Genomic DNA, 9,687 nt, shown 5'->3' with positions numbered 1-9,687 from the left:
GAATTTAAAGCAGGACTCAATACAGGAGTTGTGATGGTGGCAGAAGTTGGAAAGTTAAAACGTGAAATTGCCTATCACGGAGATACCATCAATACCGCATCACGATTGGAAGGTGAATGCAATCGCTTAAAAGCCGAAATGGTGATTTCTGAACATNNTGAGCGTCTCGTGGGCTCGGAGATGTGTATAAGAGACAGCACTCTTGACGCAGATTTTAGTGCGCAGTTTGAGGATGAAATTATTTTAAAAGGGAAAAATATTGCTTTAAAAGTGTATTCTGTGGAGCGGATTAACTTGTAACTGTAAATGATTAGTTTACTCTTTTAAATTCTCCGCACGTTTCTCTAATTGGTTCGCTGCATTTTTATCCGTACGCATTACTTTTTTGATCAAGTAATAACCGCCAGCTAATACGATAATCAACGAACTAATCCCGAAAAGGGTTAAGGCTTTCATGTGTGCGATGTCTAAATCGATTACGTGTCTTGAAACACCAATTAGCGCGACTAACAATACGATTTCGACATGAACAACGTCTTCCTTTAAATACATCTTAATGGTGTGTAATAATTCAATTCCAATTAAAACAGACAAGAAGCCACCAAATACTTGATGCAGGTGTTTCATAATGTTGTTGTCTTGTGAGAATGAATGTTCAATACCATCCAAAATACCCGAAAACAACATTCCTAAGAATACAATTGCAGTATAGATGACTACTAATAATAAAGAGAATAGTAATATAATAATGATCCATTTTTCAATAGATTCAACTACGTTTAATATTTTTCTGTCTATTTTTTTCATCTGTCTGTATGAATTGATTTTACATCTTTTGTAAGGTCATGCCAATATAACTAAAATATAGCAATAGTTTCAATAGTGTGATGAGCGAATCGTTGACAAAACCATCAAAGAAGTAGATATATTTGAAGATTAAAAAGATAGTAAAACAGTACTCTTATAAAAATCAAGCAAATATGATTTTAAGAAAATAATCATAAGTTGTAGTTAATATGAGTTTTGAAGGTAAATTTATCGAAAACCAACAACCAACTACACAATAATCGATTTCCCGTTAGCAATTACATTCTTTTCATCATCAAAGTAAAAATCAACTCTTCCCACATAAATACCATAGGCACCAACTTGATTCACCAAAACAGATTCTCCTTTGCTGTTTTTTTCAATCGTTGGTTTTGGTAAAAATGTATGTGTATGTCCGCCGATAATTAAGTCAATATCTTTGGTAGCACGCGCTAACTTCAAATCAGAAGGTCGTTCAGGGTTTCTTTTGTAGTTATACCCAATGTGAGACAAACAAATTACTAAATCGCACTTTTCTTCTTCTTTCAAAATACGACTCATATCTTGTGCCGATTCAATAGGATCATTATATACAGTTTCTTTGTACATACGTTTATCTACCAAACCTTCAAGCTTTACGCCAAGTCCAAAAATACCAATCTTAATTCCATCTTTTTGGAAAATCTTGTATGGTTTTACATGTGTATCTAAAACGGTATTTTTAAAATCGTAATTGGCAGAAACAAAATCAAAATTTGCATTTGGTAACTGCGCATACAAACCGTCAATACCATTGTCGTAATCGTGATTTCCAATCGTAGCCAAATCGTACTTCATCATGCTCATCAGTTTAAATTCCAACTCGCCACCATAATAATTAAAATAAGGTGTTCCTTGAAAAATATCACCTGCATCTAGCAACAATGTATTTGGATTTTCTTTTCTAATATTAGCAATCAAACTTGCTCTACGTGCTGCACCTCCTTGATTTGGGTTTCTTGGATGATTGGCCCCAAAAGGATCAATATGACTGTGTACGTCGTTTGTATGTAAAATAGTAATATGTTTCTTTGCTGAACTCGCTGTAAAACTCTGTAAAGACAAACCTCCTAAAGTTACAAAAGCACTAGTTGCCAACGAATTTTGTATAAAATCTCTTCTCTTCATTTCTTAGTTAGGTTATTGTTGTATAAATCTGCCATCAAGTTGCGCAGGAATGGTGTCAACAGTTTTAAAATAATCAATCATTGCATTTCGAATTTTATAATCTAAAACTTCTAAAGATTCCGGATCTTTCAAGAAATTCATTCGGTCACCACCATTTTGTAAATAATCGGAAGTCACTACTGTATATGTTTTTCCATCTTCAATAGCTTTTCCGTTTACCAAGGCTTCTGTTACATTCAAATCTTTATCGAGTTTAATGGTTAAACCAGAAATTGGATGTGCACGTTTAGCCTTTGCTAAATAACTAACCATGTTATGAATGTTCTCAGCAGTTAATTCAGCCACAACAATCGAATTCTCAAAAGGCATTACATTAAAAGCAGTTCGTGTCTTAATTGGCCCTGCAGGAATTGGTGCACGAATTCCGCCATGATTCAACAGGCAAATATCAATACTCTTATCCGTTCGTTTCTTATAAACAGGTTCGCTTTGCGATTTCACCAAATCAGCCATTAAATTACCAATTGTAGTTTCTAGAGCGCCATCATTCTTATGCATGTTTTTAGGTGCATAACTCAGCACTTTATCCATATCTTCCTGAATACGCTCACGAAATGGTTTAATAAAATCTTCAATCTCTTGATTTGCGGTCAAGGAATCATTTATATTAATACGTTTTCCTTCAATCTTGGAAATAAGCTGCTTTTCTTTAGAACAAGAAAATGCTAAAAAAATAGCAAGTAGCGCAATAATTTTTCTCATAAATACTAAATATGTGGCAAATTATAAAAAATCAAACACACAAGCGTTGCCAACTACACTAAATAATTGTAAAAACACACACTTTTTTTGTGATTACTTGTCAAAATTCGACGTTCGTTGTTAAAAAACGACGCTTACGAAATAATTTTTTTCTTTCGAAAAACTCCTTGTAACTTCGTGTATAACTAACGTTCGCGGGGAAAAACATTAGTTGTATTTTTTTTAATACAAGAGATGCATATACAAACATGCATCTCTTTTTTTATGGAAAAAGAGTACTTTTGTCAAATATCAACTCGCATACATGTTTTTAAAAGGATTACAACATAAATCAGCTAAGAAAGTACTTACAAAAAAGCTCAAGAATACCGCAACGAAAGAAGTAAGTTCAAAACCTATTCAAAGCGTTGGTGTTATTGTGAATGCGGACGTATTAGAAGATTTTCAGCACATCATTAAAAGTTTGAAGTTAAATGTAGTAATCGACGTGTTGTGTTACCATAAAAACTTTCTAAAAACTCGTGAAATAAACTATCCCGTTTTTTACGAAAAAGACTTTGGCTGGAAAGGAAAAGCAAAAACGGATGAATTGAAGCAGTTTTTAGAGAAACCATACGATTTATTAATCAGTTATTACAGCGATGATAGTGTGCCTTTACAATTGGCTTCAGGATTGCAAAAAGCAACATTTAAAGTTGGTATTGCAGGAAGCAATCAAGAAATACACGATGTCATCATTCAAACAAAAGAAAACGAAGTTGCAACATTTGCAAAAGAACTACATACATATTTACACATACTAAATAAATTATAATAATGAAGAAATTCATAGGAACCGGAGTTGCGCTGGTGACACCTTTTAATACAGATACTTCAGTAGATACAGTTGCATTGACAAATATTGTTGAACATGTAATTGAAGGCGGTATAGAATATTTGGTTGTTTTAGGAACGACAGCCGAAAATGCAGTTTTAACAAACGAAGAAAAACAGTTGGTAATAGATACAATTGTAAAGGCAAATAATAAACGTTTACCAATTATTTTAGGAATAGGCGGAAACAACACTGCTGCAGTTGTAAATGAATTGCAAACTACAGATTTACAGGATATAGATGCTGTATTGTCTGTTTCTCCATATTATAATAAACCTACGCAAGAAGGAATTTATCAGCATTTTAAAGCGATTGCTGAAGCGAGTCCAAAACCAATTGTAGTATATAATGTCCCAGGACGAACTGCAAGTAACATATTGCCAGAAACGATTATAAGATTGGCAACTGATTTTGAAAATATTATTGCAGTAAAAGAAGCTGCAGGCGATATGGTACAAGCCATGCGACTAATTAAAGATGTTCCAAAAGATTTCTTAGTAATTTCGGGTGATGATATGATTACCTTGCCAATGGTTTTTGCGGGTGGAGCAGGAGTTATTTCTGTAATAGGACAAGGATATCCAAAAGAATTTTCGGAAATGGTGCGTTTAGGATTGGCAGGAAATGTAAAAGCTGCAAACGAACTTCATTATGAAATGATGCCTTCTATCGATTATATTTTTGAAGAAGGAAATCCTGCGGGAATCAAAGCCGTTTTTGAAAAATTGAACCTTTCAACAGCAACTGTACGTTTGCCTTTGATAGAAGCTTCAGATGCACTCAAACAAAAATTGAATGATTTTACAGATGCATTGAATGCATAAATAAACTAAATGGCAAAAAAAGTAAAAGACCCAGGTTTTGGAGTTGCTTCGACTACAAGTGCAAAACGAATTGTTAACAAAGACGGTTCGTTCAACATAAAACATGTACATGGCAAAGCTGGAATTTCAGCGCTGTATGCATATTTGGTAGATATTAGTTGGACACGCTTTTTTTGCTTAGTATTATTAGCATACTTTGTACTAAACATAACCTTTGCAACTATATATGTTCTTATTGGTGTTGAATACATCTCTGTAGAACCTCAAAGTTTAGTAGTCGATTTTGTGAATGCTTTTTTCTTTTCTTCACAAACCATTACAACTTTAGGATATGGAGCAATGGCGCCTACAAATGTACTCTCTGGAATAGTTTCAAGTAGTCAAGCTTTGATCGGATTGTTAAGTTTTTCGTTCATAACTGGACTATTGTATGGGCGTTTTTCCAAGCCAAAAGCATCTATAGAATTTAGTGACAATATCATTTATCGTGATTTTAAAGAAGGAAAAGCGTTGATGTTTCGGTTGATGAATAGCAAAAGGGATGTGATGATAAATCCGAGTGTAAAAGTCACGTTAGCTATTACAGAAGCTGATAAAGAACAAGTGTATAAACGCAATTTTTATCAGCTAGCGCTGGAAAGAGATCATATAACCTATTTGCCAACTACATGGACTTTGGTGCATGAAATTACTGAAGATTCACCTTTGTATAAATTTTCAGAAAAAGAACTCAAAACACTCAATGGTGAGTTCTTAATTATGGTTTCATATTATGATGAAGCGTTCAATGAAGAAGTATACAAACTGCATTCGTATACGTTTGAAGAGTTATTGATGAATGTTACTTTCGAAAAAGCATTCTATTATGATGAAGATGGATTTACCGTTTTAGATCATCACAAAATAAGTAATACGAAGAAAATGTAGTTTTAAAAGGACAACCATGGGCAAACACGCGATAAATAATCTATTGCAACTCAATTTAGCAACATTATTTATAAGTACTTCAGGAGTTTTAGGGAAATATATAGCCATGCCTACAGAGATTGTTATTTGGTGGCGTGCTTTCTTGGCGGTAGTACTTCTGTTTTTATATTGTAAATACAAAAACATAAAAATAGGATTGCATACTAAAAAAGATGCACCAACAATGATTTTAAGTGCGTTGTTTTTAGGAGCACATTGGATTACATATTTTTACGCATTGAAGCTCTCCAATGTAGCTATAGGAATGTTATCTCTATTCACATTTCCAATTATTACTGCCTTGCTAGAACCCTTTTTTGTAAAAGTAAAATTTCATCCGATTCACATACTTTTTGGAATAATGATTCTTCTAGGAGTTTATTTATTAGTACCAGAATTTAACTTGGAAAGCGCTCATGTAAAAGGAATCTTATTCGGATTGCTGTCTGCCTTATGTTATTCTTTTCGTGTATTAATCCTAAAAAGACATGTAGATCAGTACCATGGAACAACATTAATGTTGTATCAACTAGCAGTCATAACCATCGCATTATTTCCGTTAGTTTTCATATTAGACACTTCAGCAATAACAACACAATATCCGTATGTAGTATTACTAGCCTTGCTTACAACAGCAATAGGGCACACGTTATTTGTTCAAAGTTTAAAATACTTTTCGGTGAGTACAGCTAGTATCATTGCTAGTGTTCAGCCTATTTACGGCATCATTTTAGCGTTTATCTTTTTAGGGGAAAAACCAACGACAAATGTATATTTGGGAGGAGCACTTATCGTTGCAACGGTAGTTATAGAAAGTTTGCGTTCTACAAAGAAAACATAAGCTATTTTATATTCTTTTTTAAAGCATAATTGTCTTTAAATCTTCCAAAAAAGTTAAAACTATGATAAAGAATACTAAAATCAGATTTGTAAAGTTAATTTAGCGGTTTAAAAATGTTTTCATAATACATAATAAATACCTATTTTTGCCAGATGTTTAAAAAGATGAGGAAATTCTTATACCTAATTTTAGCTGTTACTACGCTTGCTTCTTGTAGCGAATACCAAAAAGCATTAAAGTCGGAAGATACGAAAGTAAAATACGAACTTGCGGAGCGTTATTACAAAGAGAAGAAGTTTAAAAAATCGAGTAGACTTTTCGAACAGATTGTACCTAAATTTAGAGGGAAACCACAGGGAGAGCGTGTTACATTTTTGTATGGACGCACATTATTTGAGATTGAACAATATATTGTTTCAGGATATCAATTTGAGCGTTTTGTACGTTCATATCCAAAAAGTGATAGTATTCAGGCTGCTTCTTTTTATGAAGCAAAAAGCTATTACATGCAATCGCCTCGTTACAGTATAGATCAAAGAGAAACGGTTACAGCAATTAATAAGTTACAAGGATTCATTAATAACTATCCAGATTCAGAATATCTTGATAGTGCCAATGAAATGGTTGAAGAATTGACAACTAAGATTGAAAAGAAAGCATACGAAATTGCAAAACAATACAATACAATTTCAGATTACAAAGCTTCCATCAAAGCAACAGAAAACTTTCTTTCAGATTTCCCTGGAACATCATTCAGAGAAGACGCAATGTTTTTAAGACTAGATGCTATGTATAACTTAGCAGGTAAAAGTTTTAAAGAATTAATGGAAAGTCGTTTCAATGAAGCTGCATCAGCGTACAAATCGTTGATTAAATTTTACCCAGAATCAAAATACAAAGAAGAAGCCGATAAAATTATGGCTTCTATAACAGAAGAATTAGCAAAAATTTCAAAATAACAATTATGGTTGATATAAAAAACTTAGACGCTCCAATCAGCACAAAAACAATCGAAAGAAATCAGTTTGATGCGCCAACGGACAACATTTATGAAGCAATTTCGGTTGTAGCTAAAAGAGCCATTCAAATCAACTCTGAAATTAAGAAAGAATTGATCGAAAAATTAGATGAGTTTGCTACACATAACGATAGTTTAGAAGAAATCTTCGAAAACAAAGAGCAAATTGAAGTATCTAAATTTTACGAAAAACTTCCAAAGCCACATGCAATTGCTGTACACGAATGGTTAGAAGACAAAATTTACTACCGTAACACAAAAGAAGAAGCATAATATATGTCAATATTAAGAGGCAAAAAAGTAGTATTAGGCGTTACCGCTGGCATTGCCGCTTATAAAACAGCTTCTTTAGTACGGTTATTCATAAAAGCAGGCGCTGAAATCAAAGTGATTATGACGCCTGCTGCCAAAGACTTCATTACGCCGTTAACACTATCTACATTATCTAAAAATCCAGTGCATTCCTCTTTTACCAATGAAGAGGACGAAAATGCAGTATGGACAAATCATGTAGAATTAGGTTTGTGGGCAGATTTTATGTTGATTGCTCCTGCAACAGCAAACACAATGTCTAAAATGGCTTCAGGTACAAGCGATAATCTATTGCTAGCAACCTATCTTTCTGCAAAATGTCCAGTATATTTTGCTCCTGCAATGGATTTGGACATGTACAAACATCCATCTACCAAAAACTCTTTTGAACAACTTACCAAATTTGGAAACACAATGATTCCCGCTACAAGTGGCGAATTGGCAAGTGGTTTAGTTGGAGAAGGGCGTATGGCAGAGCCAGAAGATATGGTAGCTTTTATTGAAAAAGATATTTTGGACAAACTTCCGTTGAAAGGAAAAAAAGTCATGATTACCGCTGGTCCAACTTATGAAGCTATAGATCCTGTGCGTTTTATAGGAAATCATTCGTCAGGGAAAATGGGCTTCGAATTGGCTCGTGCCGCTGCTAACTTAGGCGCAGAGGTGACTTTAATTGCTGGACCAAACAATTTAAGCATTTCACATTCATTGGTAAATGTAGTAAATGTAATTAGTGCAGAAGACATGTATACTGCTGCACACAACGATTTTTCTTCCGTAGATATAGCCATTCTTTCAGCAGCAGTTGCCGATTATAAACCAAAAGATGTGGCAACTCAGAAAATAAAAAAGAAAGATTCATCGTTACATATTGAATTGGTTAAAACAAAAGATGTTTTAGCTTCATTAGGAGAAATAAAAAAAGCACAATTTTTAGTAGGTTTTGCTTTAGAAACAAATAATGAACTAGAAAACGCCAAAGGAAAGCTTACCCGTAAAAATTTAGACATGATTGTGCTAAATTCTTTAAACGATAAAGGAGCCGGATTTGGAAAACCAACGAATAAAGTAACTATTATTGACAAAAAAATGAATACCTTAGCTTTTGGGTTAAAATCGAAAGCCGAAGTAGCCATTGATATATTTAATGAAATTTTAAAGCGAATCCATGCGTAATCTTGTTTTAAGTCTTTTACTTTTATGTGGAGTTTCATCTATAACTGCACAAGAACTCAATTGTCAAATTACGATTGATGCACAACAGGTAAATCAAACCAATCAACAAATCTTTAAGACACTCGAACGTTCTTTGAACGACTTTGTGAATAAAACGCAATGGACAAATAAAAAGTTTGCGGCATCAGAACGTATTAATTGTAGTATGGTAATCAATGTATCTCAATACAATTCTGATGAATTTATTGCAACAATTCAAGTACAATCATCACGTCCAATTTATAATTCATCTTTTGAATCGCCGGTATTTAACTTTAATGACAAACAATTTAAATTTATCTATCAAGAGTTTCAACCAATTGTATACAATCCAAATGCTTTCACTACAAACTTAGTATCAGTAGTTGCGTATTATGTATATGTAATTTTGGGAATTGATGCAGATACGTTCGCGCTTCGTGGCGGATCAAATTATTTTGCACAAGCACAACAAATTGTAAACTTATCACAATCAAGTCCGTTTTTAGGATGGAAAGAAGCTGATGGAAACCGTACACGTTGGACATTGTTAGACAATATGCTTAACAATACGCATAAAGAGTACAGAACTGTAATGTACAACTACCATAGAGTAGGAATGGATAAAATGGCAGATGATGCTCGCGCTGGAAAAGATGCCATTAGTGGCGTATTAGAATTCTTTAAAGCACTAAACAATCGTAGACCGAATTCCTTCCTATTACAAACATTTTTTGACGCCAAAGCAGATGAAATTCAACGAATATTTTCTGGTGGACCAAAAGTAAATGTAGTTAAATTGGTAGAAACCCTAAACAAAGTCGCGCCATTCCACGCAACCAAGTGGGAAAAAATTAAATTCTGATTCTTGCGAAAATTTAGAGCAATACGCTATTTTTGTGTGTTGAAACTAACGTAATAA

The 9,687-nt window shown here is 33.6% G+C and carries 12 protein-coding genes and 1 pseudogene; 10 read left to right on the top strand and 3 right to left on the bottom strand.

Features of this window, described 5'->3' with window-relative positions:
• Positions 1 to 156, top strand: a pseudogene (locus tag ACRBBL_RS08450) (adenylate/guanylate cyclase domain-containing protein); the annotation flags it as partial.
• A gap of 2 nt (positions 157 to 158) precedes the next feature.
• A partial coding sequence (locus ACRBBL_RS08445) for a hypothetical protein (RefSeq protein WP_431368594.1) occupies positions 159 to 300 on the top strand: 142 nt, incomplete at its 5' end.
• A gap of 15 nt (positions 301 to 315) precedes the next feature.
• Here the strand turns inward: ACRBBL_RS08445 and ACRBBL_RS08440 are convergent.
• The 3 genes from ACRBBL_RS08440 to ACRBBL_RS08430 all read right to left on the bottom strand — a co-directional run bounded on the left by ACRBBL_RS08440 (position 316) and on the right by ACRBBL_RS08430 (position 2,736).
• Positions 316 to 807 carry a phosphate-starvation-inducible PsiE family protein gene (locus ACRBBL_RS08440; RefSeq protein WP_431368592.1) on the bottom strand — a complete coding sequence of 164 codons (492 nt, stop codon included), beginning with the start codon at positions 805 to 807 and terminating at the stop codon, positions 316 to 318.
• A gap of 249 nt (positions 808 to 1,056) precedes the next feature.
• Positions 1,057 to 1,974, bottom strand: coding sequence for a bifunctional metallophosphatase/5'-nucleotidase (locus ACRBBL_RS08435; RefSeq protein ID WP_431368591.1), 918 nt, complete (start codon positions 1,972 to 1,974; stop codon positions 1,057 to 1,059).
• A 12-nt stretch (positions 1,975 to 1,986) separates the two neighbouring features.
• Complete coding sequence (locus ACRBBL_RS08430; RefSeq protein WP_431368590.1) at positions 1,987 to 2,736, bottom strand: 5'-nucleotidase C-terminal domain-containing protein; 750 nt, start codon at positions 2,734 to 2,736, stop codon at positions 1,987 to 1,989.
• Between the two features lie 304 nt (positions 2,737 to 3,040).
• Here ACRBBL_RS08430 and ACRBBL_RS08425 point away from each other — a divergent pair, with 304 nt between their 5' ends.
• From ACRBBL_RS08425 to ACRBBL_RS08390, 8 genes are all read left to right on the top strand, one after another.
• Positions 3,041 to 3,550, top strand: a complete 510-nt coding sequence (locus ACRBBL_RS08425; RefSeq protein ID WP_431368589.1) for a DUF6913 domain-containing protein — start codon at positions 3,041 to 3,043, stop codon at positions 3,548 to 3,550.
• A 2-nt stretch (positions 3,551 to 3,552) separates the two neighbouring features.
• The gene (dapA, locus tag ACRBBL_RS08420; protein ID WP_431368588.1) at positions 3,553 to 4,434 is read left to right on the top strand and encodes a 4-hydroxy-tetrahydrodipicolinate synthase; all 882 of its coding nucleotides are present in this window, start codon (positions 3,553 to 3,555) and stop codon (positions 4,432 to 4,434) included.
• Between the two features lie 9 nt (positions 4,435 to 4,443).
• A complete protein-coding gene (locus ACRBBL_RS08415; protein ID WP_431368587.1) occupies positions 4,444 to 5,361 on the top strand; it encodes an ion channel in 918 nt (305 codons plus the stop codon).
• Positions 5,362 to 5,377: 16 nt separating this feature from the next.
• A complete protein-coding gene (locus tag ACRBBL_RS08410; protein WP_431368586.1) occupies positions 5,378 to 6,241 on the top strand; it encodes a DMT family transporter in 864 nt (287 codons plus the stop codon).
• Between the two features lie 164 nt (positions 6,242 to 6,405).
• Positions 6,406 to 7,200, top strand: coding sequence for an outer membrane protein assembly factor BamD (locus ACRBBL_RS08405; protein ID WP_431368585.1), 795 nt, complete (start codon positions 6,406 to 6,408; stop codon positions 7,198 to 7,200).
• Between the two features lie 5 nt (positions 7,201 to 7,205).
• Positions 7,206 to 7,532 (top strand): DNA-directed RNA polymerase subunit omega, encoded by a 327-nt coding sequence (locus ACRBBL_RS08400; RefSeq protein WP_298514734.1) that lies wholly within the window; start codon positions 7,206 to 7,208, stop codon positions 7,530 to 7,532.
• Positions 7,533 to 7,535: 3 nt separating this feature from the next.
• The gene (gene coaBC / locus ACRBBL_RS08395) at positions 7,536 to 8,747 is read left to right on the top strand and encodes a bifunctional phosphopantothenoylcysteine decarboxylase/phosphopantothenate--cysteine ligase CoaBC (RefSeq protein ID WP_431368584.1); all 1,212 of its coding nucleotides are present in this window, start codon (positions 7,536 to 7,538) and stop codon (positions 8,745 to 8,747) included.
• Entirely contained in the window at positions 8,740 to 9,630 is an 891-nt protein-coding gene (locus tag ACRBBL_RS08390; RefSeq protein ID WP_431368583.1) for a DUF4835 family protein, read from the top strand. Before coaBC ends, ACRBBL_RS08390 begins: the two co-directional genes overlap by 8 nt.
• Positions 9,631 to 9,687 lie beyond the last annotated feature (57 nt).

Source organism: Kordia sp. (genome assembly GCF_050633145.1).
GTDB lineage: Bacteria > Bacteroidota > Bacteroidia > Flavobacteriales > Flavobacteriaceae > Kordia.
This window is presented reverse-complemented; position numbering and strand designations above follow the sequence as displayed.